This is a genomic window from Caballeronia sordidicola, assembly GCF_002220365.1.
In the GTDB taxonomy this organism is placed as follows: Bacteria; Pseudomonadota; Gammaproteobacteria; order Burkholderiales; family Burkholderiaceae; genus Caballeronia; species Caballeronia sordidicola_C.
The window spans coordinates 39099-64705 of record NZ_MTHB01000204.1; the positions used below are offsets into that span (position 1 = coordinate 39099).

23 protein-coding genes are annotated in these 25607 nt (G+C 60.9%); all 23 read right to left on the minus strand.

Annotated elements, in window-relative coordinates:
* Positions 1–44: 44 nt before the first annotated feature.
* Positions 45–1238 (minus strand): O-succinylhomoserine sulfhydrylase, encoded by a 1194-nt coding sequence (locus tag BSU04_RS28780; RefSeq protein ID WP_089163742.1) that lies wholly within the window; start codon positions 1236–1238, stop codon positions 45–47.
* A gap of 282 nt (positions 1239–1520) precedes the next feature.
* Positions 1521–3071 (minus strand): amidophosphoribosyltransferase, encoded by a 1551-nt coding sequence (gene purF, locus BSU04_RS28785; RefSeq protein WP_089163726.1) that lies wholly within the window; start codon positions 3069–3071, stop codon positions 1521–1523.
* 137 nt (positions 3072–3208) lie between these two features.
* A complete protein-coding gene (locus BSU04_RS28790) occupies positions 3209–3745 on the minus strand; it encodes a CvpA family protein (protein ID WP_089163727.1) in 537 nt (178 codons plus the stop codon).
* Positions 3746–3751: 6 nt separating this feature from the next.
* A complete protein-coding gene (locus tag BSU04_RS28795; protein WP_089163728.1) occupies positions 3752–4636 on the minus strand; it encodes an SPOR domain-containing protein in 885 nt (294 codons plus the stop codon).
* A gap of 35 nt (positions 4637–4671) precedes the next feature.
* Positions 4672–5994, minus strand: a complete 1323-nt coding sequence (gene folC, locus BSU04_RS28800) for a bifunctional tetrahydrofolate synthase/dihydrofolate synthase (protein ID WP_089163743.1) — start codon at positions 5992–5994, stop codon at positions 4672–4674.
* A 175-nt stretch (positions 5995–6169) separates the two neighbouring features.
* The gene (accD, locus tag BSU04_RS28805; RefSeq protein WP_062002470.1) at positions 6170–7042 is read right to left on the minus strand and encodes an acetyl-CoA carboxylase, carboxyltransferase subunit beta; all 873 of its coding nucleotides are present in this window, start codon (positions 7040–7042) and stop codon (positions 6170–6172) included.
* Positions 7043–7121: 79 nt separating this feature from the next.
* On the minus strand, positions 7122–7925 hold the full coding sequence (trpA, locus tag BSU04_RS28810) for a tryptophan synthase subunit alpha (RefSeq protein ID WP_089163729.1): 804 nt from the start codon (positions 7923–7925) through the stop codon (positions 7122–7124).
* A 63-nt stretch (positions 7926–7988) separates the two neighbouring features.
* On the minus strand, positions 7989–8882 hold the full coding sequence (locus BSU04_RS28815) for a DNA-methyltransferase (RefSeq protein ID WP_089163730.1): 894 nt from the start codon (positions 8880–8882) through the stop codon (positions 7989–7991).
* Positions 8883–8893: 11 nt separating this feature from the next.
* A complete protein-coding gene (trpB, locus tag BSU04_RS28820) occupies positions 8894–10087 on the minus strand; it encodes a tryptophan synthase subunit beta (protein WP_089163731.1) in 1194 nt (397 codons plus the stop codon).
* Positions 10088–10133: 46 nt separating this feature from the next.
* Positions 10134–10811, minus strand: a complete 678-nt coding sequence (locus BSU04_RS28825) for a phosphoribosylanthranilate isomerase (RefSeq protein ID WP_089163732.1) — start codon at positions 10809–10811, stop codon at positions 10134–10136.
* Positions 10804–11634, minus strand: coding sequence for a tRNA pseudouridine(38-40) synthase TruA (gene truA / locus BSU04_RS28830; RefSeq protein WP_089163733.1), 831 nt, complete (start codon positions 11632–11634; stop codon positions 10804–10806). Before truA ends, BSU04_RS28825 begins: the two co-directional genes overlap by 8 nt.
* Position 11635: 1 nt before the next feature.
* Positions 11636–14197, minus strand: coding sequence for a FimV/HubP family polar landmark protein (locus tag BSU04_RS28835; RefSeq protein ID WP_089163734.1), 2562 nt, complete (start codon positions 14195–14197; stop codon positions 11636–11638).
* Between the two features lie 203 nt (positions 14198–14400).
* Positions 14401–15522, minus strand: a complete 1122-nt coding sequence (gene asd, locus BSU04_RS28840) for an aspartate-semialdehyde dehydrogenase (protein WP_089163735.1) — start codon at positions 15520–15522, stop codon at positions 14401–14403.
* A 476-nt stretch (positions 15523–15998) separates the two neighbouring features.
* Positions 15999–17066, minus strand: coding sequence for a 3-isopropylmalate dehydrogenase (gene leuB, locus BSU04_RS28845; protein WP_089163736.1), 1068 nt, complete (start codon positions 17064–17066; stop codon positions 15999–16001).
* Between the two features lie 50 nt (positions 17067–17116).
* Positions 17117–17767 carry a 3-isopropylmalate dehydratase small subunit gene (leuD, locus tag BSU04_RS28850; protein ID WP_089163737.1) on the minus strand — a complete coding sequence of 217 codons (651 nt, stop codon included), beginning with the start codon at positions 17765–17767 and terminating at the stop codon, positions 17117–17119.
* Positions 17768–17811: 44 nt separating this feature from the next.
* Positions 17812–17943, minus strand: coding sequence for an entericidin A/B family lipoprotein (locus tag BSU04_RS28855; RefSeq protein WP_089163738.1), 132 nt, complete (start codon positions 17941–17943; stop codon positions 17812–17814).
* Positions 17940–19349: a 3-isopropylmalate dehydratase large subunit gene (gene leuC / locus BSU04_RS28860; RefSeq protein WP_089163739.1), complete on the minus strand. Its 1410-nt coding sequence runs from the start codon at positions 19347–19349 to the stop codon at positions 17940–17942. The genes BSU04_RS28855 and leuC overlap by 4 nt, the downstream gene beginning before the upstream one ends.
* A gap of 417 nt (positions 19350–19766) precedes the next feature.
* The gene (ppk2, locus tag BSU04_RS28865; protein ID WP_373452884.1) at positions 19767–20879 is read right to left on the minus strand and encodes a polyphosphate kinase 2; all 1113 of its coding nucleotides are present in this window, start codon (positions 20877–20879) and stop codon (positions 19767–19769) included.
* Positions 20880–20901: 22 nt separating this feature from the next.
* The gene (locus BSU04_RS28870) at positions 20902–21123 is read right to left on the minus strand and encodes a YdcH family protein (RefSeq protein WP_089163740.1); all 222 of its coding nucleotides are present in this window, start codon (positions 21121–21123) and stop codon (positions 20902–20904) included.
* A 242-nt stretch (positions 21124–21365) separates the two neighbouring features.
* Positions 21366–22667, minus strand: coding sequence for a citrate synthase (gene gltA, locus BSU04_RS28875; protein ID WP_089163741.1), 1302 nt, complete (start codon positions 22665–22667; stop codon positions 21366–21368).
* A gap of 102 nt (positions 22668–22769) precedes the next feature.
* Positions 22770–23042, minus strand: a complete 273-nt coding sequence (locus tag BSU04_RS28880) for an FAD assembly factor SdhE (RefSeq protein WP_062086335.1) — start codon at positions 23040–23042, stop codon at positions 22770–22772.
* A gap of 14 nt (positions 23043–23056) precedes the next feature.
* Entirely contained in the window at positions 23057–23761 is a 705-nt protein-coding gene (locus BSU04_RS28885; protein WP_031362534.1) for a succinate dehydrogenase iron-sulfur subunit, read from the minus strand.
* A gap of 15 nt (positions 23762–23776) precedes the next feature.
* Positions 23777–25555: a succinate dehydrogenase flavoprotein subunit gene (gene sdhA, locus BSU04_RS28890; RefSeq protein WP_089162202.1), complete on the minus strand. Its 1779-nt coding sequence runs from the start codon at positions 25553–25555 to the stop codon at positions 23777–23779.
* Between the last annotated feature and the right edge of the window lie 52 nt (positions 25556–25607).

Genomic DNA, 25607 nt, shown 5'->3' on the forward strand with positions numbered 1-25607 from the left:
CCCGCTCCGCCCGCCCCCCGCCCCCATTCAAGTGCGAACGAAAATCACCGTCCATTCAATCCGCGTTCCAGATCCCCTCGAATATCCCCGGCATTTTCCAATCCCACCGCTAACCGGATCAACCCCTCGCGAATCCCCGCCGCTTCGCGCACCTCGGGCGTCAACCGTCCGTGCGTTGTCGTCGATGGATGGGTAATGGTCGTACGCGTATCCCCAAGATTGCCGGTGATCGAACAGATCTTGGTGGCATCAATCACCCGCCACGCATTCGCACGCTGCTCTTCACGCGTCTCGCCCTTCAACTCGAACGACACAATCGCCCCACCCGCCTTCTGCTGTTTCTTCGCAATCGCGTATTGCGGATGCGACTCGAGCCCCGGATAAAACACGCGCTCGATCGCCGGATGCGTCTCCAGCCAGCGCGCGATTTCCAGCGCATTCGCCGACTGCTTCTCCACTCGCAACGACAGCGTCTCCATCCCCTTCAGCAACACCCATGCGTTGAACGCGGACAACGTCGGCCCTGCGCTGCGCACGAAAGGAAACACCTTCTCCATGATGAACTGCTTCGACCCGACCAACGCGCCGCCCAGCACACGCCCCTGACCATCGAGGAACTTGGTCGCCGAGTGCATGACGACATCAGCACCAAGCTTAAGCGGCTGCTGCAGCGCCGGACTACAGAAGCAGTTATCGACGACAAACAACGCACCCACTTCCTTCGAAATCTTTCCGATCGCCTCGATATCCGCGATTTCGGTCAGCGGATTCGACGGCGTCTCCAGGAAGAACATCTTCGTCTCAGGACGCACGGCAGCACGCCATTCATCAAGATTGGTGGCATCGACGAACGTGGTCGTGATCCCGAACTTCGTGAAGATCTGCGAGAACATCCCGATCGTCGAGCCGAACAAGCTCTTCGAACTGACCAGATGATCGCCCTGCTGCATCGAACACATCACCACCGACATGATCGCGGCCATGCCTGAGGCCGTCGCCATGCACGCCTCGCCGCCTTCCAGCGCCGCCAAGCGGTTCTGGAACATCGCGACGGTCGGATTGGTGAAGCGCGAGTACGTGTAAGCCTCTTCGGAGTTCTTGAAGCTCTGCGCAGCATGCGCGGCGCTCTCGAACACAAAGCTCGACGTCAGGAAAATCGCTTCAGAGTGCTCGTTGAACTCGCTGCGCAACGTTCCCGCGCGCACGGCGAGCGTATCGAAGTTGAGGTTTTCGTCCATGTTCGTGTTTTCCATTCCCATCTATTCCATCTATCCAATAGCCCGGCCAAAAAACCGGGACGCAAAAAAGCCCGCTTCTGCGTCAGCATGAGCGGGCTCGGTGCGGAAAAGCCTGTAGCGTCGCCGGCGCGTGGGTTAGATTCGCCACCGGTTCGCTTTAGCTGTTTCGGGTTCCGACTCAAGCTAAACATCTAGCCCGTTCATCAAAACCCGCGTCCGCAAGCTGATCTCAAATCGACGCAAACCCAATCCTATCACGACTGTCAAACGCTTATCGCGCGCTCACTCCACCGACAACTGCAAGTGCAACTGCGAACGCGATACATCACCGCCTTCCATTGCTTCACTCGCGGCATCGCGATCCGACTGCGCTTGCGGCGCCAAGCGCGACTTTTCCAGACGATCGAGATAAGCCGAGTCAATGTCACCGGTGATGTAGTTGCCATCGAAGCACGATGCATCGAACTCACGCAGCGCCGGATTGATGTCGCGAATGGCTTGCTTCAAATCCGCCACATCCTGATACACCAGATGATCCGCGCCTATCATGCGCGCCACTTCCTCGTCCGTTCGGCCATGGGCGACCAGTTCGCCGCGGGTGGGCATGTCGATGCCATACACGTTCGGATACTTTACCGGCGGCGCAGCGGACGCGAAGATCACTTTGGCCGCGCCTGCATCGCGCGCCATCTGCACGATTTCATGCGATGTCGTGCCGCGCACGATGGAGTCATCCACGATCAGCACGTTCTTGCCCTTGAACTCGATTGCCATCGCGTTCAACTTCTGGCGCACCGACTTCTTGCGCACAGCCTGGCCCGGCATGATGAAGGTGCGGCCAACATAGCGATTCTTGAAGAAACCTTCGCGATACTCCACGCCCAGCTTCGCGGCCACTTGCATGGCGGCGGGACGCGACGAATCGGGGATCGGCATGACCACGTCGATAGGCACGTCCGGCAGCACGCGCTTGATCTTCTCGGCGAGGTAATCGCCCATGCGCAGGCGCGCGTTGTAGACCGGCACGCCGTCAAGGCACGAATCGGGACGCGCGAGATACACGAGTTCGAAGATGCAGGGGTTCAGGCTCGGGTTCTCGGCACATTGCTGGCTGTGCAGGTTGCCGTCGTTATCGATGAAAATGGCTTCGCCCGGCTCCACGTCACGCACGAACTCGAAGCCGATACCTTCAACGGCCACCGATTCCGACGCCACCATCCATTCCACGCCCGTCGCGGTTTCCTGCTTGCCGAGGACGAGCGGACGGATGCCGAACGGATCGCGGAAAGCAACGAGGCCGTAACCCGCGATCAGCGAGACGATGGCATAAGAACCCTTCACTCGCCGATGCACACCGCTCACGGCCTTGAACAACGCGGCCGGATCGAGTTCCAGGCCGGAGCTGGACAACTGCAGTTCATGCGCGAAGACGTTGAGCAGGACTTCCGTATCCGACGCGGTGTTGATGTGCCGGCGATCGATCCGGAACATCTCTTCCTTCAACTGCGGCCAGTTCGTGAGGTTGCCGTTGTGCGCGAGGATGATGCCGAATGGTGCGTTCACGTAGAACGGCTGGGCTTCTTCCTCGCTCGATGCCGATCCGGCCGTCGGATACCGCACCTGGCCAATGCCGACATTACCCGGCAGGCTGCGCATGTTGCGCGTGCGGAACACGTCGCGCACCATGCCGTTGGCCTTATGCATGTGGAAGTTATTGCCGTTAGCCGTCGCAATGCCAGCCGCGTCCTGCCCGCGATGCTGCAGCAGCAGCAAGCTGTCATAAATCAACTGATTAACGGGAGTCTGGGAAACTACGCCTACGATGCCGCACATGGCATGGTCCTTCAAAGAGACGAAACGGGTCCAAAAGGCGTATCGGAGCAACGAATGCAGGCAGCCCCTGACGGGGGACAAGACTGCAGGGTGTTGCGCCGAGCCGTAGCAAGATTCTCGGGTAGCGGGCCAGAACGTCATTGCGCAGGCGTGGCGGGCGGATCTTGCGGGCCGTCCGGCGTGGTGCGCAGGTACGCGGCGAGCGTATCGGGAAGCAGCGGTTTCAGTTCTCGAACGCCTTGTTCGGCCGCGGGCCGGAACAACGCGTTACGCCAGAAATCGTGTTGTGGCAGTTCGGTCAAGCCCGCGAGGGCGACCAGGATCACTACCAGAATGGCCCCTCTCACGAGGCCGAACAAAAGTCCAAGCGACCGGTCGATACCGCGCAGCCCGACCACCTCGGTCACGCGCGTCAACAACGCGCCAGCCACGCTCGACACCACCAGCACGCCCGCGACGATCAACAAAAACGCGATCAGCCATTGGGTCAGCGCCCCGCCCGGCCAATGCGCCGGAATGTACGGCACGACCATTGCGACAAAACGCCCCGCGATCAACAGTGCCGCGATCCAGCCGATCAGGCCGAACACTTCGGCCAGCAGGCCGCGCCACATGCCGCGCAGCGCGGACAGGCCGATCACGGCCATCACCGCGTAGTCGAAACTCGTAAACATCTACAGCTAGTTCGCCGGCGCGTTATTGCTGCCGCCGCCCAGCCCGGCTTGCCGCACCTTCACCAGCGCCGCCGATGCAGCCGTCCGGTCAGCGAACGGACCAGCACGCAACAACGTGCGAGTGGTGCCGTCAGCCTGTTTCCGATGTTCGACATATGCGGGCACTCCCGCCGCCTTCAACTTGGTCACCCAGCCTTGAGCCGCCGTGTCGTCATCGAAGGTACCGATCTGGACCACAAAACGGCTTCCCGCCGGGGAGGCCGGTGTGTTCGGTTTCGGGGTGGCTGCGGTAGCTGCAGGCGCGTCCACCGGCGGCTTGGCGGCCGTTGCTGCGGGTGGGGGCGCCACCGGCTTCGCTTCGGGCTGCGGTGCGGCGGCCTTGGCCTGCGCCTGGGTTTCTACGGGTTTAGAGGCTTGCTTCGAGTCGGGCTTTAAAGCGGATTTCGAGTCGGGCTTTGAAGCCACCGCCGCTGCATTGTCCGGAGCCGCGGCCGGACCGTCCGGCGCTACGCCGGCTTGCGTATCGGCTGACGAATCAACCGCGCCGCCATCGGTCGCGTCGTTATGACTCGTCTTGGGCAAAGGCGCAGCCGGGCGTGCCGGGATATCGATCGAGATGTCGTCGGTGACGGGCTTCGGATGCGAATCCAGCACCATTGGCAGGATGATCACCGCCGCCGCGACCAGCGCGAGCGCGCCGACCAGACGCCGCCGCGCACGCTGCTTTTCAGGCAGGGTGGGGTCCAGCATCATTGCATCGGCTTCAGGACGGTCGGTGCGGCGCGTCCGGCGTTCGGTACGCACGGTCTGACGCGAGCCGCGCGGGGAGTCGGAGTATGCGTCGCGACCTGAGGGCGCGTCGTCTTTCTTGCCGAACGAGAAAAAGGACATGGTTGGCTTTTGCGAGAGGCTGGCCGGCCGTCCGTTCAATGACGCTGCGATTTACGGTATGCCATTACACCGGCCACCGTATGGAAACTGCCGAAAACCAAAATTCTATCATTTTCGGACGCTCGCTTTAACGCATCTTGAAAAGCGTCGGCCGGAGTATTGAATTGTGTAACGCTGCTGTCACTACTATCGTTGACGCCGGCATCGCGTAAAACGCCTTCCAGTACTTCCGGAGACGCGCCACGCGGGGTTGGCAAGGCAGTCACGTTCCAGTGATCGATTTCGCCCTTCAAATGCTCGACGACCCCGGTAATGTCCTTGTCGCCCATCGCGCCGAAGACTGCGTAGGTGTACGGGAAAAAGCCCATGTTGCCGAGATTCTGAGCCAAAACGGCCGCGGCGTGGGGGTTGTGAGCGACATCGAGGATCACTTGCGGCTTGCCCGGTACGACCTGGAAACGCCCCGGCAACTCGACGTTCGCTAGTCCAAGCCGGATATCCTGCGCGGACACGGGAATGCGCTCGCGCAGCGACTCGAGCGCGGCCAGCGCCGCCGACGTATTGATCAGCTGATTAGCGCCGCGCAGAGCCGGGTAAGCGAGCGCCGAGCGTCGCTGCGTCCGGCCAATGTAACTCCATTGCTGGCGCTCGTTGCCGCCTTGCGCTTCGTAGCGAAAATCGCGGCCAACCAGCCACAGGTCCGCGCCGATCGCCTTCGCATGGTCGATCAACGACTGCGGCGGCGAGGGATCGCCGCAAATGGCAGGCGTATCCGGGCGGAGAATCCCGGCTTTCTCGAAGCCGATTTTCTCGCGGGTGTCGCCCAGATACTCCGTGTGGTCGATATCGATGCTGGTTACGATCGCGCAATCGGTATCGATGATATTGACAGCGTCCAGACGTCCGCCCAACCCTACTTCGAGAATCACTGCGTCCAGTTCACGCGTTGCGAACAGCCGCATGATCGCCAGCGTGGTGAATTCGAAATAGGTCAGCGAAACCGGAATGGCCAGGCTGATGCGCGCCTGCTCGACCGCTTCGAAATGCTCGAGCAGCTCGTCGTCCGTGGCGTCGACCCCATTCAGCCGCGCGCGCTCATTGAAGTCGAGCAGGTGCGGCGACGTATGACAGCCCACGCGATACCCCGCGCGCACCAGGATGGTTTCGATGATCGCGCAGGTCGAACCCTTGCCGTTCGTGCCGCCGACCGTAATCACAGGGCACGTGAACGTCAGTCCGAGCGCGTCGCGCACTTGGCTGACGCGCGTCAATCCCATGTCGATGCCGACCGGATGCGCAGATTCCAGGTGGGTAAGCCACGCGTCGAGGGTGGGGAAGGTGCTCGATGAAGTCGCCATGAATGATCGTGCTCGTCGGCCAAAGCCGGCAAAAAGTGAAAGTAGCGCCCATACAAAAACGCCGCACGCGACCCTCGGCGGGTTCGCGCGCGGCGCCTGGGCCGTCATCGTTTAACGCCTGCGGCCCGACGCGCTCCAAGCGATCACCGCGCAACACGCGCTGGAAAACCGTACCTCAGGCGACCGAATCCGCCGGTTGCAGCGTCAGCAACGCAATCAGGCGCGCAATTTCTTCGCGCATCTTACGGCGATCCACAATCATGTCGATGGCGCCTTTCTGGATCAGGAATTCCGAGCGCTGGAACCCTTCCGGCAGCTTCTCGCGCACCGTTTGCTCGATCACGCGCGGTCCCGCAAAGCCGATCAGCGCCTTCGGCTCCGCGATCACCACGTCGCCCAGGAACGCGAAACTGGCGGACACGCCGCCCATGGTCGGATCCGTGAGAACGGAGATGAACGGCAGCTTGGCTTCGGCCAGTTTCGTGAGCATGGCCGTGGTTTTCGCCATCTGCATCAGCGAGAGCAGACTTTCCTGCATCCGCGCGCCGCCCGATGCCGTGAAGCAGATGAACGGCGTGCGCTGCTCCAGCGCGTTACGCGCGCCGCGGGCAAAACGTTCGCCGACCACCGAGCCCATCGAGCCGCCCATGAACGAGAACTCGAAGCATGCGGTCACGACCGGAATGGTGTGGATCGCGCCGCCCATGACGACCATGGCGTCGGTTTCGTCCGTATCTTCCATTGCCTCTTTCAGGCGGTCCGGATATTTCCGGCTGTCCTTGAACTTCAGCGCATCGACCGGCAGGATTTCCTGGCCGATTTCGTAACGGCCTTCCGGATCGAGCAACCCGTCCAGCCTTTCGCGCGCACCAATTCGCATGTGATGGCTGCACTTCGGGCAGACATGCAGATTCGCCTCGACGTCATTGCGGTACAGCACCGCTTCGCATGAGGGGCACTTGATCCACAGCCCTTCCGGAATGCCTTTGCGGCTTTTCGGATCGGTTTGCTTGATCTTCGGCGGTAGCAGTTTGTCGAGCCAGCTCATCGTATGTTCTTCCTGTTTGTTTCACGTATTTTGCGGCCCGTTTGGAGCGGGTATAAACCCTCCGGTCCGCAATAACGGGTTATTTTGCAGAATCGAGCGCAGAGCGTATTTCAGCGATAAAGCGCGTCAGCATCTCGGCCGCCTCCTCTGGCGGCGCTTCCTCGAGCAATTGCACGAGACGGCTGCCGATCACCACGGCATCTGATACATCGGCCACCAGCCTCGCGGACGCAGCGTCGCGGATGCCAAAACCCACCCCCACCGGCAACGCAACATGCGCCTTGATGGCCGGGATTTTACTCGCGATGCTGGCCACGTCCAGATTTGCTGAACCGGTCACGCCTTTCAGCGACACGTAGTAGACATATCCGCTTGCCACTTTGCCGACCGCAGCAATGCGGTCATCGGTCGATGTGGGCGCAAGCAGGAAGATCGGATCGATGCCGGCCGCGCGCATCGATGCACTGAACTCCGCCGACTCTTCCGGCGGGTAATCGACGACCAGAACGCCATCCACGCCCGCTTCTTTCGCTGCGTGGGCGAAGGCCTCGGTGCCCATCCGTTCGATCGGATTCGCGTAGCCCATCAGCACCACCGGCGTGGTGGTGTTCGTTTCGCGGAAGCGCTTCACGTCAGCGAGCACGTGCTTCAGCGAGACGCCCTTGGCCAACGCTCGCTCAGACGAGCGCTGGATCACCGGCCCGTCAGCCATCGGATCGGAAAACGGCACGCCCAATTCGATGACATCAGCGCCGCCCTTCGCGAGCGCATGCATGAATTCGACGGTCTGCTCAGGGTTCGGATCGCCAGCCGTGATAAACGGGATCAGACCTTTCTTGCCCTGCTCGGCCAACGCCGCAAATGTGTTTTCAATACGGGACATGAGTTAATCTCTTTGCGCAAAATTTGCGCATTTTAGCGTTTTTAGCAGTGACTTCGCGACAACTTAGGCGGCGTTCGCTTGATCGACGGCAGCGGTGGCCGTGGCCTCTTCCGCTGGCAGCGGCTCAACCCGGACCCCGACGGAACGCGTCTGCGCAACTCGCTTCTCGGCAATCGCGTGATAGTCGGCGTTGATCTCATAGCCGATGAACTCGCGCCCATGGCGCGCACAGGCAACGGCGGTCGTGCCGCTGCCCATGAACGGGTCAAGCACGCGTCCACCGCGCGGACAACTCGCCAGCACCATGCGTTCGATAATCTCAAGCGGCTTTTGCGTCGGATGGTCCACGCGCTCGGCGTGTTGCCTGTGCAACCGCGACACGGACCATACGTCCTTCGGGTTGTAACCCAATTCCAGCCACTTGCTACCTTCGAACAATTTGCGCGAACGCGCTTTCTTCGTCACTGCGTCGTAGGGGATGCGGATAGGATCGAGATCGAAGAAATAATCCTTCGATACCGCGAAATAACCGATGTTGTCGTGCACTGACGTGTATCTACGCACCGTTCCGCCCATGCTCGGTACACGCCGATCCCACACGATCTCGTTGACCATTGTGAGGCGGCGCTTGAGGAAGACGAAGATCTCCGGCGCATATTGCCACGTGCAAAATATGTAAAGCGAACCGCTGGGCTTGAGCTTCGGAATAGCCAGCTCAAGCCAGCCGTAGGTCCAGTCGAGGAAGGCATCGCCCGAACGCATGTCCGAATCGTTGCCGTAATCCTTGCCCAGTCCATACGGCGGATCTGCCACAATCAAATCGATCGAGCCGTCGGGGAGGTTCGCTGCATCGGTTAAGAAATCGCGGTGATGCAAGTGGATACCGCGGTCGATGCCGCTGTGGACATCGCCACCAGCGGCGCCGTGCGCACTTGCATGATCGATTTCATCGCGCATCGGTTGCGGGCTCAGAACGTGATGCCGGTGCGCTCGGCGACCGTATGCATGTCCTTGTCGCCACGGCCCGACAGATTGACCAGCAGGAGCTTGTCTTTGGGCAGCGTGGGCGCGAGCTTCGCGGCGTAAGCGAGAGCGTGGCTCGATTCGAGCGCTGGAATGATCCCTTCGATCCGGCAGCAATCGTGGAAACCTTTCAGCGCTTCTTCGTCGGTAATGCCCACGTACTCAGCGCGGCCCGCATCCTTAAGCCACGCGTGTTCCGGGCCTACACCGGGATAATCCAGCCCGGCTGAAACCGAATGCGTCTCGATGATCTGGCCGTTATCGTCCTGCAGAAGATACGTGCGGTTGCCATGCAAGACGCCCGGACTTCCGCCGATCAGCGACGCTGCGTGGCGCCCGGTGCCGATGCCATCGCCAGCCGCTTCGACGCCGATCAACTTCACGTTTTTATCGTCGATATACGGATAAAAGATGCCCATTGCATTCGATCCGCCGCCAACGCACGCGATTACCGCATCTGGCTGGCGACCCGTCATTTCGGGCATCTGGACCTTGCATTCATCGCCGATTACCCGCTGGAAGTCGCGGACCATCATGGGGTAAGGATGCGGCCCCGCCACCGTACCGATGATATAGAACGTGTTTTCCACGTTCGTCACCCAGTCGCGCATGGCTTCATTGAGCGCGTCTTTCAGCGTCTTGGAGCCGGATTCGACGGGTACGACCGTCGCGCCGAGCAGCTTCATGCGGTACACGTTCGCCGCTTGGCGCCGTACGTCTTCCGAGCCCATGTAAACCACGCATTCCATGCCGAACCGCGCGGCGATGGTCGCCGTTGCGACGCCGTGCTGTCCCGCGCCGGTTTCCGCGATCACGCGCGGCTTGCCCATCTTGCGCGCGAGCAGCGCCTGGCCAATCACGTTATTGACTTTGTGCGCGCCGGTGTGATTCAGGTCTTCGCGCTTGAGGAAGATTTGCGCGCCGCCGAGCATTTCGCTCCAGCGCTTGGCGTGATAGATCGGCGACGGACGGCCGACGTAATGCTTCAGTTCGTATTCGTATTCCGCGATAAACGCCGGATCCTTGCTGCATTCCGCGTAGGCATCCCGAAGTTCATCGAGCGCGTGGATCAGCGTTTCAGATACGAATGTGCCGCCATATGGGCCGAAATGGCCACGATCGTCTGGTAAGTTGTACATGTGTCACTCTCTCGGTACGTGGAAGCGTTGCGCTTGCCCACGTTAATCATCCAGCGTCTGCTTCGCGCACCGCGCGTACAAACGCCGCCATTCGGGCGTGATCTTTCACGCCCTTCGCCCCCACTACTTCGATGCCGCTAGAGACATCGACTGCGTAAGGACGCACGCGCCGGATGGCGTCAAGGACGTTTTGCGCGTTCAACCCACCACTCAAAACGGCCCGATGCCCGAGATCTGTTGGGATAAGTGACCAATCGAATACCTTTCCACCGCCACCGTAGCTGTCGACGAGAGTGTCGAGGAGCAAACCGCTGGCTGCTGAATAATCAAGAAATGATTCTACCAAATCGCGTGCGGTGGCATCAGGCCCTACCCGCACAGCGCGCCACCACGGCAAGCCGGCCACTTCAGCGAGCGCCGCGCATTGGGCCGGGGTTTCATCGCCGTGGAATTGCAGCAGTGAAAGGCGCACGTTCGACGTCACCTCGCGAATCCATTCCGGCGTGGCGTTGACGAACAAACCGACCGCCGAGACAAGCGGCGGCACGCGCTCCGCCAGTTCGACAGCTTGCCCGACACTGACCGAACGGGAGCTGGGCGGATAAAACACAAAACCCACGGCATCCGCGCCGAGCGCGACGGCGGTATCGACGTCTTCCGTCTTCGACAAACCGCACAGCTTGATTCTCGTCCGGCGCAAATCGCTACTTATTCCGTCACTCATGCTTGGTCTCGTTATTGTTGTCCTGCCAGACCGCGCTCCACGGGTAGCTGCCCAGGCGCGGCGCGGGCACTGCGAAGTTCTCAGGATAGCCGACCTCGGCCAAATACAGGCCGTCGGGCATGAACGTGGGCGCGGCGCGTTTGCGGTCGCGCGCTTCCAGCAATTCCGCCATCCACGACGCGGGATGCTTGCCTCGGCCAATCGCGACGAAACATCCCATCAGGTTGCGCACCATATGATGCAAAAACGCGTTCGCCCGGAAGCGAAAGTGGATGAAATCGCCCTGCTCCACGATATCGATCTGATGCAGGTATTTCACCGGCGTCTTCGCCTGGCATTCCGACGAGCGAAACGCCGTGAAATCGTGCTTGCCGATAATGCTGGCGGCAGCTTCGCGCATCGCGGCGGCATCGAGCGCCGCGTAGCACCAGCCGGCGCGGCCGGTGATCATCGGCGAGCGCACGGGGTGCACGTAGAGCGCGTAGTAATAGGTGCGCTCATAGGCGCCGAAACGGGCGTGGAAGTCCTCGGGCATCGGACGCGCCCACTGCACCGCGACGCTCTGCGGCAAGAATGCGTTCGTGCCGCGCACCCAGGCGAAGTCGGTGCGCTCGAGTTCGGTATCGAAGTGCACGACCTGGCCGAGCGCGTGCACGCCGGTATCCGTACGCCCCGCGACGACGGTCTGCACGCGCGTCTGCGTGAATTTCCCCAACGCGCGTTCGAGGACGTCCTGCACGGTCGGCACGTCCGATTGAGTCTGCCAGCCGCTGAACGCCGAACCGTCGTACTGGATGCCTAATGCAATGCGTTTCACAGGCATCTCAGGACAGCGGCGCCAGTGTCGATAACAGCGTGGCGGCGGGTTGGCGCGTGGCAGGATCGTTCGATTCGATCACTTCCTGCAGCAACGTGCGCGCGCCGGATAAATCGCCGAGTTCAATGTATTCGACAGCCAGTTCGAGCTTGTTGCGAGCTATCGTCGAAATTTGCTCGGGGGTGAAGGACGGTAGCGGCTCGGTCTGGCTCGCGGGCGAGTTGTAGTCGAAGTCGAGGCTTAGGGGACCAAAACGCGATGCACCAAGACCCGCCACCGATGCCGCGCCCGTCATGCCGGATTCGATTTGCTGGCTCGCGGATGGCGGAAGCGTGGCTGCTTCAGGGTGGCTGTGCTGCGCGTTCTGACGATCGAAGACGGCCGGGTCGGCGATCGGTTGGGGCATGGCGGGCGCGGGGGCCAATGGGGCTTCGTTTTGCGCGGCGGATTCAGCGGGGGCAGCGGGAACCGGCGGGTGAGCGTCCGAAGGTGCGGGCGCCTCCTGACGCGGCGGCAACCCGAAATCGAGCGCGCTCAGAGCTTCAATAGCCTCTTGCGGGAATTTGGGTTGCGGGAAGCGGGAAGCCGGCGACGGTTCGTCGTCGTAGGCGGCCGCGTCTTCCGCGTCGTTTCGCTGGCTCGTTGCTGGTTCGGGTGCGATAGCCGACGGGGCCGATGCCAGGTGTTCGACGCTTTCGCGCTCGTTCGATGCGCGCGCCGATGCTTCTCGTGCCGCGGCTTCACGGGCCGCTACTTCACGGGCTTCTGTTTCACGCGCCTGCGCTTCGAGAGCAGCAGCTTCGCGGGCTGCAGCTTCACGCGCTGCGGCTTCGCGGGCGGCAGCTTCACGCGCTTCCGTTTCACGCGCCGCGGCTTCGCGGGCGGCGACTTCACGCGCTTCTGCTTCGCGCGCCTCCGCTTCACGGGCTGCGGCTTCGCGGGCTGCGGCTTCGCGGGCTGCGGCTTCACGGGCTGCGGCTTCGCGGGCTGCGGCTTCGCGAGCTTCTGCTTCACGCGCTGCGGCCTCCCGGGCTGCAGCTTCACGCGCTGCGGCCTCCCGAGCTTCTGCTTCACGCGCTGCAGCTTCGCGGACTGCAGCTTCACGTGCAGCGACCTCACGTGCTTCTGCCTCGCGAGCTTCCATTTCACGCGCCGCAGCTTCCTGCGCCACCGCCTCTCGCGTCGCTTGTTCTAACGCCGCTGCCTTGCGAAGCTCGTTTTCCCGGGCCTCCATTTCTGCGCGCAATGCCTCGGCGCGATCTGCCGCTGCCCGCTCCGCCGCCAGCGCCGCTTCAATCGCACCCGGGCGCGGCGGCGTGAAATCGCGATGAAGCGCTGCGGGTGCATCGGGCATGAACGGCGCGCGTTTCGTGTCCGCGTCGCGGGTTTCACCTGCTGCGTCCGGCGCACGGTTCTCGCCCAGTGTCACTCGCGTGCCGTCGGCATCGTCATCTAGTGAGTTGATCTCGGCCGGCGGAAACGGCTTGTCTTCGGACGGGGTATCGAAGGACTGCGCGGCATCGTAGTTTTCCATGCTCGCGGCCACCACGTTCAGCTCGCTTTGACCGCGCTGAACCGATGCACCGTCGAGATCGGCAGCGCCTGTGGAAGCCTGCGCGTGGCTCGTCGATCCATCGTGAGAGAGCGCCGCGGTTTTCTCAGGCGCCGTCGACACCACCGGCGGCTCCTGCGGCGCGCGCTCATCGGCAGTCGCCACGGCGGCGGCGCTTGCGGCACGGCGTCGTTTAGCACCACGCATCACGAACAGCAGCAAGCCGATCACCACGACGGCCCCAACAAGCCAGCCAATCGGCCCGTTCGCCGACATAGCCGACGAGCCCGTCGCCGACGGCGCGCTTGCCGGTGCGACGGTCGCCTCAGGCGCGCTCGACACACTCAATGCCGGAGCCGCTGCCGATGCAGGCGCCGCTTCGCTCGCGTTCGCAGCCTCGCTGGCATTCGCCGCGGGTTTAGCTTCCGATGTAGGCAACGCCGCGTTCGCATCACTCGATGCACCCGGCGCAACCGTAGCGACCGCGCCGCTTGCCGCCATCGAAGGTCCATTCACCGCACTGGCAGCATTTGACGCACCCATGGCCGGCGCCGCAACCCCTGCGGAACTGCTAGCCTCGACTGCCGGCGACGATGCTCCCACAGTCGCAGAAGCCCCAGCAGCCACCCCCGCGTCCTCAACCGCCGGCACGTTCAATACCGATCCGAGTTTCAACCGGCTTGGGTCATGGCCCATGAACGCGTTGGGATTCGCGTCGAAGAGCGCGCGCGACATCTTTTCGCGCGTCGCGCGGTCGTTCGACCCGGTGATCTGGGAGGCGATATCGCTGAGCGACTGCCCGGGTTTCACGCTGTATTGGGTCACCGCACCCGATGCAGCCGCAGGCGCCGAGGCTTCCGAAACGGCTGTCGCGCTGCTGGCCTGGGCGATGGCATCGGAAGAAACGGCCGTCCCGAGCAGCACACTCGCGAGGCTTGCCGCGATCAGCGCCGCGCGCCGCGAGCGGCTGAGGAAGCAAGGCTGTGAATGAGGCGGCCGACTCGGACGAACGATCATTGATACTCCAGGCGAGTGGACAGCGAACAAGAAACCAACAAAACGGGGCGACATCCAAAATTGGCCGCATACCGATTGCGCAATACCGGCAACCCAGCCGCGAACCAGCAACGAACCAGCAACGATCCAATCCCGAAACGAAAAAGCGCCGCGCAAGCGCGACGCTTTGTTGAACTACTGCGCGTCGTGGCGCGTAGTTTACTTTACTTGTCCAGCAGGATGCGCAGCATCCGGCGCAGCGGTTCCGCCGCGCCCCACAGCAACTGGTCACCGACCGTGAACGCCGACAGATATTCGCCGCCCATGGCGAGCTTACGCAAGCGGCCGACCGGCACCGTCAACGAACCCGTGACCACCGCCGGCGACAAATCGCGCATCGATGCTTCGCGTTCGTTCGGGACAACCTTCACCCAATCGTTCGCCGATGCCAAAATGCCGTGCAATTCGTCCAGCGGCACGTCTTTCTTGAGCTTGATGGTCAGCGCCTGCGAGTGGCAGCGCATGGCGCCAATCCGCACGCACAAGCCGTCTACAGGGACCGAACCCGGCTCGTCCATGGCAGGCAATCCGAGAATCTTGTTGGTTTCCGCGCCGCCCTTCCATTCTTCCTTCGACATGCCGTTTCCGAGATCCTTGTCGATCCACGGAATCAGCGAGCCGGCCAGCGGCACGCCGAAGTTATCGACCGGCATACGCTCGCCGGACATGGCTGCCTGCACACGCTTGTCGATATCCAGAATGGCCGACGACGGGTCCGCCAGATCTTCCTTGGCCGCGCCATAAAGCACACCCATTTGCTGCAGCAGTTCGCGCATGTTCTGCGCGCCCGCGCCGGAAGCCGCCTGATACGTCATGGCGGTCGTCCATTCGACCAGGTTCTGATTAAACAAGCCGCCCAGCGCCATCAGCATCAGGCTGACCGTGCAATTTCCGCCGATAAAATTCCGGCCGCCCTTGACCAGCGAATCCTTGATGACGCTCAGGTTCACCGGATCGAGAATGATGACCGCGTCGTCCTTCATGCGCAGCGACGAAGCCGCGTCGATCCAATAACCCTTCCAGCCTGCCGCGCGCAGCTTCGGGAACACCTCGTTGGTGTAATCGCCGCCCTGGCACGTGATGATGACGTCGCACTTTTTCAGGTCGTCGATGCTTGTCGCATCCTTGAGTTTCGTCTCGTTTTTCGCGAACGACGGCGCATTGCCGCCCGCATTGCTGGTGCTGAAAAACACCGGTTCGATCAGGTCGAAATCGCCTTCCTGCTGCATGCGTTGCATCAGGACGCTGCCGACCATGCCGCGCCAACCAACGAGACCTACGTTCATGACTAACCTTATGTGTGGACACTTCCCCGCTTGGGCCTGACCCTCCGCCGGCGTGACCGCGCGGGGAAGATGGGCGGACACGACGGGCGATCAGCTGAACGTGATCGTTTTGAGGGAAATGGTTTTCGTAATGCGTTTGGACAGCGCAACCGTACCCAGATGCGTGTCCAGACGTGTAATGGCGAGACGAGTCGTGCGGGCGCCTGAGCTAATGCCGCCGCATGAAATCGAGTCCAGAGAGATTGAAGAGATCTTCGCCATAACAAAAGAGTCTACACGATAACCCGCATATTCGTCCCTCCGCGCGAGCGTTCCACGCCTTTTGACGTGGTTCGTGCGCTAAAAGCGCCGAATCGAGATGAAATATCGCGATCGGCGGCATCCGACAAAGATGTCCGCCGCGAGACGCTTTTCCACCGGAATTTTTCGCTGACGCGTATGGCCGACTCGTCCGATGAAAAAGCGCGTTGCCCGACTTAAAGCGCCGCGATAACCGCGTCGCCCATTTCCGTCGTGCCGACCGTACGGCCGTCCGGCGTCGCAATGTCGCCGGTACGCAGACCCTGTGCGAGTACCTTCTTCACCGCCGTTTCGATCCGGTCAGCCTGCTCGGGCTTACCGAGCGAGTAGCGCAGCATCATGGCGGCCGAGAGGATGGTCGCCAGCGGATTTGCCACGCCCTTGCCGGCGATATCCGGTGCCGAACCATGCGACGGCTCGTACAAGCCCTTGTTGTTTTTATCGAGCGAGGCGGACGGCAACATGCCGATGGAACCCGTCAGCATGGCCGCTTCGTCGGAGAGAATGTCGCCGAACATGTTGCCGGTCACCACCACGTCGAACGCCTTCGGGGCCTTCACCAACTGCATGGCCGCGTTGTCCACGTACATGTGCGACAGCTCGACGTCCGCATATTCCTTCGAAACGTCAATCATCACGTCGCGCCAGAATTGCGACGTTTCGAGCACGTTGGCTTTATCGACGCTCGTCAGCTTCTTCGTGCGTTTTTGCGCGGCCTGAAAGGCCACATGCGCAATCCGACGCACTTCCGGCTCCGAATAACGCATGGTGTCGAAGCCTTCCTTCGCGCCTTCGAACAAGCCATCCGGCGATGAACGCACGCCGCGCGGCTGGCCGAAATAGATATCGCCGTTCAGTTCTCGGATGATCAGGATGTCCAGCCCAGCCACGATCTCCGGCTTCAGCGACGAAGCCGCCGTCAATTGCGGATAACAGATAGCCGGACGGAAGTTCGCGAACAATTGCAGGTGCTTGCGCAGACCCAGGATGGCTTGCTCCGGACGCAGCGGGCGTTCGAGCGAATCGTATTTCCAGTCGCCCACGGCGCCGAACAGGATCGCGTCCGATGCCTTTGCCAGCGCGAGCGTCGCTTCCGGCAGCGGATGGCCGCTCGCCTCGTAGCCCGCGCCGCCCACCGGCGCTTCTTCGAGCTCGAATTTTTCGTCGAGCGCGCTCAGGACCTTGACGGCTTCCTTGATGATCTCCGGACCGATTCCATCGCCGGGCAGCACTGCAATCTTCATGGTGTTTCCTTTTTCTTTGTTGATTCGTACGCGTTCGTGCTTGCTCGCACTTATCCGACGAGGCGGTTATTCAACCACGGCTGCTTCACGAGGCGCTCGTTCTCGAATTGCTTGATCTTGTCGGCATGGCGCAGCGTCAGCGCGATGTCGTCGAACCCGTTCAGCAGGCAGAACTTGCGGAATCCCGGCACTTCGAACGGATATTGCGTTCCGTCGCCGGTCAGCACAACCTGGCGCTCCAGATCAACCGTCAGCTTGAAACCGTTGAACGCGTAGGTTTCGTTGAACAGCTTGTCGACCTGGCTTTCGGTCAGGACGATCGGCAGCAGGCCATTCTTGAAGCAGTTGTTGTAGAAGATATCGGCGAAACTCGGCGCGATGATCGCGCGGAAACCGTACTGGTCCAGCGCCCAGGGCGCGTGCTCGCGCGAGCTGCCGCAGCCGAAATTCTTGCGCGTCAGCAGGATCGACGCGCCTTGGTAGCGCGGCTGGTTCAGCACGAAATCCGGATTCAGCGGCCGGTTCGAGTTGTCCTGGCCGGGCTGGCCGACATCGAGATAACGCCATTCGTCGAAGGCGTTCGGGCCGAAACCCGTGCGCTTGATCGACTTGAGAAACTGCTTCGGAATGATCGCGTCCGTGTCGACGTTGTCGCGATCCAGCGGCGCCACGAGCCCGCTATGTACGATGAATTTTTCCATGATGCGTTACCGGTTTGGTTTGCCTGACCGTTCTTTGGAGCCGCTTACTTGTCGGCCGCGTTGCTGATCGAGTTGCCGAGGTGATGCAGATCCTCGCCGAAACCGTGGACCGTATTGCAGCCCGCAGTGCCGGTGACGACCGCGATCAACGCCAGCAGAGTAAAGACGCGCTTCATGCCAGTTCGCGGATATCGACGAAGTGACCTTCAATAGCCGCCGCAGCCGCCATTGCCGGACTTACCAGATGCGTACGGCCGCCCGCACCCTGACGCCCTTCGAAGTTCCGGTTCGACGTCGACGCGCAGCGCTCGCCCGGCTCCAGCCTGTCGGCGTTCATGGCGAGGCACATCGAGCAGCCGGGTTCTCGCCACTGGAAGCCCGCGTCGAGGAACACCTTGTCGAGCCCTTCGCGTTCCGCCTGCGCCTTCACGAGACCGGAACCCGGCACGACCATGGCCAGGCGGATGCTCGGCGCCACGCGGCGGCCGAGTGTCTTCACCACATACGCCGCGGCGCGCAGGTCTTCGATCCGCGCATTCGTGCACGAGCCGATGAAAATCTTGTCCGGCTTGATCGACTGCATCGGCGTGTTCGGTTCGAGCGCCATGTACTTCAGCGCGCGTTCGATCGCATCGCGCTTGACCGGGTCTTTTTCGCGTTCAGGATCCGGCACGCGGCCGTCGATGGACGTGACCATTTCCGGCGACGTGCCCCACGTCACTTGCGGAACGATTTCAGCCGCATTCAGCTCCACCACGCGATCAAACTTCGCGCCCGGATCGGACGTGAAGGTGCGCCAGTAGGTGGCTGCCTGCTCGAACTCCGCGCCGTGCGGCGAGTACGGACGATCTTTCAGGTAGTTGATGGTGGTTTCGTCAACGGCGACCATCCCAGCCCGCGCGCCCGCTTCGATCGCCATGTTGCAGACTGTCATGCGGCCTTCCATCGACAACGCCCGGATGGTCGAACCACCGAACTCGATGGCGTACCCATTGCCGCCCGCCGTCCCAATCTTGCCGATAATCGCCAGCACGATGTCCTTCGCGGTGCAGCCGCGCGGCAGCGGTCCTTCGACCTTGACGAGCAAGTTCTTGCTCTTCTTTTGCAGCAGCGTTTGCGTGGCGAGGACGTGCTCGACTTCCGACGTACCGATGCCATGCGCCAGTGCGCCGAACGCTCCGTGCGTGGAGGTATGCGAGTCGCCGCAGACTATTGTCATTCCCGGCAGCGTGGCGCCCTGCTCCGGCCCGATGATGTGCACGATGCCCTGACGCAGATCATTCATCTTGAACTGCGTGATGCCGTAGGCGTCGCAGTTGTTGTCGAGCGTGTCGACTTGCAGCTTCGAGATCGGGTCAGCGATGCCGTGCGAGCGGTCGGTGGTGGGCACGTTGTGGTCCGACACCGCCAGGTTCGCGCTGATCCGCCACACCGGCCGTTCGGCCAGTTTCAGACCCTCGAACGCTTGCGGGCTGGTCACTTCGTGGAGCAAATGACGGTCGATGTAGAGGATGGACGTACCGTCTTCCTCGGTGTGGATCACATGCGAGTTCCACAACTTGTCGTACAGGGTCTGGGCCATGGTCTTTTCAGGTGTTGTGACTGCGGGGGTGTTTTTTCGTTTGATGATTATGCCACGCAGAACAGCGCATTGCGCTAGTGATTCAAGAAAAAACTGATATAAAACAGTGCGTTAGGGTGGTAGTGGAGCTACCTGCATGGGGAGTACCGGGATGGACGGATCACCGGAATGCAGAAAAGAATCAGCCGTTTAGCAGCGTCGCCGGCCTGTTAAGGAAGCAAATCAGGAGAAGTCAGCGGGTGGAATAACAGCCTGACAGCGGCGCATTATTTTCGTCTTGACCTGTCATATCCGGATTCTCAGTGACGGCGTGTAGAAACCTTGCCCAGGACGCAAACTTCCGGACATAAAAAATGGGTGTAAGCGATGACTGCGCCTACACCCGTTGAATGGTTCGAAAACCCCTCGAACACCTGTCTACAAAGCCCGTCCCACGATCAACGGATCGACCAGGCCGATAGCGCGAACATCCCGGTTCGCATACGGCAGCTTGTGCAGGATATGACGCATGGCGTTGAGCCGCGCTCGCTTTTTACAGTCCGAGCGGACCACCGCCCACGGAGAATCCGCGGTATCGGTCTGCGCGAACATGGCTTCCTTGGCGTCCGTGTATTCGTTCCACTTATCCAGCGACGCAAGATCCACAGGGCTGAGCTTCCATTGCTTGAGCGGATGAATCTCGCGCTCCTTGAAACGCCGGCGCTGTTCTTCCTGGCTCACGGAAAACCAGAACTTGACGACGTGCATACCGCTTCGAACGAGTTGCCGTTCGAACTCGGGCACCTGCTGCATGAAGTCGTTGTACTCGTGTTCCGAGCAAAATCCCATGACCCTTTCAACGCCCGCACGGTTGTACCAGGAGCGATCGAACAGCACGATTTCGCCCGATGTCGGCAAGTGTTGAACGTACCGCTGGAAGTACCATTGGCCGCGCTCCGACTCGGTCGGTTTTTCGAGCGCGACGACACGCGCACCACGCGGATTCATGTGCTCCATAAAACGCTTGATGGCGCCGCCCTTACCCGCAGCGTCTCGCCCTTCGAACAGGATCACCAGACGCTGGCCTGTCTCCCGCACCCACGCCTGCAGCTTCAGCAATTCGACTTGCAACGCATACTTTTGCTTTTCATACGCGTGGCGCGACATCAGGTTCCGATACGGATACCCGCCGCCACGCCAGTCACGCGACAGTTCGTCGTCGGGATGCCGCGATGCGCGCGCATGCCAAATTGCCGGATCACCCTCCAGCATGACGCTGCGCAGAGCGGTCGTTTCATCGGGTGAGAGGCCGCTCATCAATGTCTTGATAGTGTCCATCAGCGTACCCGGGTCCGGCGTACCACCAGTGGACAACACGTGTTGCAAAGTGCTTGAAATTTGCTCGTTGGCCGCCTGGACAGCGCGGCCGGTTTCATCGATCCGTGTGGCGCGCAAAGTACTGGTCTCCAATACGTCGCCGCGCGCGACGCTTCGCACATCGTGCTGTGATGTCAAAGTCTGTTCCCTATAACTGCGCGTCCCGCCTCTCAGGTTTAAACGAGGCGCTGCCTGCTTAAGCCGGCGTCGCGGCCTTCTTCAAGACAACATAGAGCTTGTCCTTCAAAAGCAGCTTTTCCTTCTTGAGCGTTTCGATGGTCTGGCTGTCCGCGGGCAGCGGCCCAGCCTCCATATTCTTGATCTGGTGATCGAGTTCGTTGTGACGCTGAAACAGTCGAGCGAAGTGCGCATCTTCCGTCTTGAGCGTAGAAATCAAATCGCGAAATTCTGGAAACATCGGTAGCTCCTCATGCAGTTTGCGGGGAAATGCCGCAAGGTCAGTAAGCCTGGATATCTTGGCATTACTACACAAGTCCCGTGTTGACAAAGCTCGTGTTTGCGTGAGTTTTGGCTTGACCAGGTGGGGTGCGGGAATAGGACGAAGATCAAACAGCGGATCGAGAACAATCAGGCCCAAGAATGCAAAAGCCCCGGCAGACATCTGCAGGGGCTTTCTTCAAATCCACTACTTAATGCAACTTACCGCTTATCAATCGCCTTCGCTTCGCGCGGCGTTTCACCGATGAACAACTGACGCGGACGGCCAATCTTCTGTTCCGGATCAGCGATCATTTCGTTCCACTGTGCAATCCAGCCCACCGTACGCGCCATTGCGAAGACGCATGTGAACATGGCTGTCGGAATGCCCAGCGCACGCTGAACAATACCCGAATAGAAATCGACATTCGGATACAGCTTACGCGACACAAAATACTCATCTTCCAGCGCAATCTTTTCCAGCGCCATTGCCAGCTTGAACAACGGGTCATCATGCAGACCGAGTTCTTCGAGCACTTCATGGCACGTTTCACGCATCAACTTCGCGCGCGGATCGTAGTTCTTGTAAACGCGATGCCCGAAGCCCATCAGCTTCACGCCCGAGTTCTTGTCCTTCACCTGCTTGATGAATTCAGGAATGTTGTCGACAGAGCCGATCTCTTCCAGCATGTTCAGCGCAGCTTCGTTAGCACCGCCATGCGCCGGGCCCCAAAGACAAGCAATGCCCGCAGCAATACAAGCAAACGGATTCGCACCCGACGACCCAGCCAGACGCACGGTCGACGTGGACGCATTCTGCTCATGGTCCGCATGCAGGATCAGGATCCGATCCAGCGCGCGCACGAGCACGTCGTTGACCTTGTACTCTTCGCACGGGTTCGAGAACATCATGTGCATGAAGTTCGCGCTATACGACAGGTCGTTCTTCGGATAAACGAACGGCTGACCGATCGTGAACTTGTACGCCATCGCCACCAGCGTAGGCAGTTTCGCGATCATGCGAATGGCCGACACTTCGCGATGACGCGGGTCATTGATATTCAGCGAGTCATGATAGAACGCTGACAACGCACCGACGGCAGCCACGAGCACCGCCATCGGGTGCGCATCGCGACGAAAACCGCGGTAGAAGAAATGCATCTGCTCGTGAACCATCGTGTGCTTCGTGACGGTTTCAACGAAGTCTTCCTTCTGCTTGGCCGTCGGCAGATCGCCATGCAGCAACGCATAGCAGGTCTCCATGAAGTCGGCCTTGACCGCGAGTTCCTCGATCGGATACCCGCGATACAGCAACTCACCCTTATCGCCGTCGATGTACGTAATTGCGGAATTGCACGCCGCCGTCGACATGAAGCCCGGATCGTACGTGAACTTGCCGGTCTGGCCGTACAGCTTGCGGATGTCGATTACGTCCGGGCCCAGGGTGCCCTTGTAGATCGGCATTTCAACGCTCGGCGAGTTGTCGCTGAACGATAGCGTGGCTTTAACATCTGACGGGGTCATAGCACATCCTCAATCGAAGTATGGAAACAGGTTTTCGATAATTCGCACGACTCTTGCACGACCGCGTGGTCTGACTCAGTGGCCTTCACTCAATGGCCTGACTCAGGCTGAGCGCAGCATCTCCAGCACGCGTGTCATATCCGGCGAGGCCAGTTCGCCATCCGGTTCCTTGCGTGCCAGCAGCAAGTCCATCAGGTCGTTGTCGCTCAGTTCCAGCAGTTGCGTCAGCACACCGACGTCCGCGTCACTGAGGTCATGCTCATATCGGCTGAAAAAACGCTCGAAGATCAGATCGTTTTCCAGCAGACCGCGCCGCGCGCGCCAGCGAAGGCGTGCGCGGCGTAGAGGGTCGGACTGATGCCCGGAGTCATTCATGACACAAGTCCTTCTCAGACAGCGCGGCGCACCATCAATTCTTTGATCTTGCCGATAGCTTTCGTGGGATTCAGTCCCTTCGGGCACACATCGACGCAATTCATGATGGTATGGCAACGGAACAGACGGTACGGATCTTCCAGGTTGTCGAGACGTTCACCCGTCGCTTCATCACGGCTGTCTGCAATGAACCGATAGGCTTGCAACAAGCCCGCCGGACCCACGAACTTGTCCGGGTTCCACCAAAAGCTCGGGCATGAAGTCGAGCAGCTAGCACACAGGATGCACTCGTACAGGCCGTCGAGCTCGTCGCGCTCTTCAGGCGTTTGCAGACGCTCTTTTTCCGGCGGCGGCGTGTCGTTGATCAGGTACGGCTTGATCGAGTGATACTGGTTGAAAAACTGCGTGAAGTCGCAAATCAGGTCGCGCACGACGGGCAGGCCCGGCAGCGGACGCAACACGATCTTCTGCGGCAGGTCGTTCATGTTCTGCAAGCAGGCCAGACCGTTCTTGCCGTTGATGTTCATGGCGTCCGAACCGCACACGCCTTCACGGCAGGAACGGCGGAACGACAGTGTTTCGTCGACGGACTTCAGCTTCAGCAGTGCGTCCAGCAACATGCGCTCGTGCGAGTCGATCTCGATCTCATACGTCTGCATGCGGGGCGCTGCGTCCTTGTCCGGATCGTAGCGGTAGATTTCAAAAGTACGCTTTGCCATTTCGATTTCCTTGCCTTAGAAGGTACGCGCTTTCGGCGGCACCGATTCAACCGTCAGCGGCGTCATGTGCACCGGCTTGTAATCGAGCTTGTCGCCTTCGCTGAACCACAGCGTGTGCTTCATCCAGTTCTCGTCGTCACGCGTTTCGAAGTTGCTGTGCGCATGCGCGCCGCGGCTTTCCTTGCGTGCTTCGGCCGAGATCATGGTCGCGCGCGCCACTTCGATCAGGTTCGCCAGCTCCAGTGCTTCCACCTTCGCCGTATTGAACACCTTCGACTTGTCCTTCAGGTGCACATGCTTCACGCGCTCGGACAATTCCTTGACCTTGTCCACGCCTTCCGCCAACAACGCGGACGTGCGGAACACGCCTGCGTGCGCCTGCATGGTCGCGCGGATGTCGTTGGCGATCGATTGCGTGTATTCACCCGACGACGAGTTCTCCAGCACGGCGAGGCGTTCAAGCGCGGCGTCGGCGGCATCGGCCGGCAGCGGCTTATGTTCCTTCATGTCCAGCGCATGCTTGATGATGTGGTTACCGGCCGCGCGGCCGAACACCACCAGGTCCAGCAGCGAGTTCGTGCCCAGGCGGTTCGCGCCGTGCACCGACACGCAAGAACATTCGCCGACCGCGTAGAAGCCATTGACCGGTTCTTCGTAGCCGCCCTTCAACGTACCCACGACCTGGCCGTGAATGTTCGTAGGAATGCCGCCCATCTGGTAATGGATGGTCGGCACGACCGGGATCGGCTCCTTGATGCAGTCCACGTTCGCGAACTTCATCGCGATCTCGCGAATCGACGGCAGACGCTTCATGATCGTCTCGGCGCCGATATGCGACAGATCCAGCAAGACGTGGTCCTTGTTCGGACCCACACCGCGACCTTCCTTGATTTCCTGGTCCATCGAACGCGAAACGAAGTCGCGCGGCGCCAGATCCTTCAGCGTCGGCGCGTAACGTTCCATGAAGCGTTCGCCATCCGAATTGCGCAGGATCCCGCCTTCGCCGCGCACGCCTTCGGTAATGAGCACGCCCGCGCCCGCAACACCGGTCGGGTGGAATTGCCAGAATTCCATGTCCTGCAAAGCGATGCCCGAGCGGGCGGCCATGCCAAGTCCATCGCCGGTATTGATGAACGCGTTGGTCGATGCCGCGAAGATCCGGCCCGCGCCGCCCGTGGCGAACAACGTGGTCTTGCCTTCGAGGATGTGGACGTCACCGGTTTCCATTTCCATGGCGGTCACGCCGAGCACGTCGCCATCGGCGTCGCGGATCAGGTCCAGCGCCATCCATTCAACGAAGAAGTGCGTCTTGGCTGCGACGTTCTGCTGATACAGCGTGTGGAGCAACGCGTGACCGGTACGGTCAGCGGCGGCGCAAGCGCGCTGTACCGGCTTTTCGCCGTAGTTCGCCGTGTGGCCGCCGAACGGGCGCTGATAGATCGTGCCGTCCGCGTTACGGTCGAACGGCATGCCCATGTGTTCGAGTTCGTAGACGGCGCCGGGCGCTTCACGGCACATGAATTCGATCGCATCCTGGTCGCCGAGCCAGTCGGAGCCCTTGATGGTGTCGTAGAAGTGATAATGCCAGTTGTCTTCGCTCATGTTGCCGAGCGACGCACCAATACCGCCTTGGGCCGCGACGGTATGCGAACGCGTCGGGAACACCTTCGAGAGCACTGCGACCGACAGACCCGCACGGGCGAGTTGCAGCGACGCGCGCATGCCCGAACCACCTGCACCCACGATAACTACGTCGAAACGGCGACGCGGCAGGGACGTTTTAATTGCAGCCATTCTTTACACTCTCCAGAGAATCTGTGCCGCGTAGCCGATACAACCGACCAGC